This window comes from Bacillus cereus group sp. BfR-BA-01408, from assembly GCF_022663305.1.
Classification (GTDB): domain Bacteria; phylum Bacillota; class Bacilli; order Bacillales; family Bacillaceae_G; genus Bacillus_A; species Bacillus_A pacificus.
Map to the genome: position 1 here is coordinate 1 of NZ_JAKUFF010000285.1, position 241 is coordinate 241.

Consider the following 241-nt stretch of genomic DNA (forward strand, 5'->3'; position numbering starts at 1 on the left):
TCTTAAATTAATCGCAGCATTACAAACCGCTCTAGTTAATTCTGCTTCATTCATTCAAGGACCTACTGGACCTACTGGGCCAGCAGGTGCTACGGGCGCTACCGGTGCCACAGGACCTCGAGGTAACACAGGCGCTACCGGCGCTACCGGCGCTACCGGACCTCAAGGTAACACGGGCGCTACCGGCGCTACCGGACCTCAAGGTAACACAGGCGCTACCGGCGCTACCGGACCTCGAGGT

Annotated in this window: 1 pseudogene; it reads left to right on the forward strand. The window is 58.5% G+C overall.

Annotated elements, in window-relative coordinates:
- Window positions 1-241 (forward strand): annotated as a pseudogene (locus MR083_RS27315) (collagen-like repeat preface domain-containing protein); the annotation flags it as partial.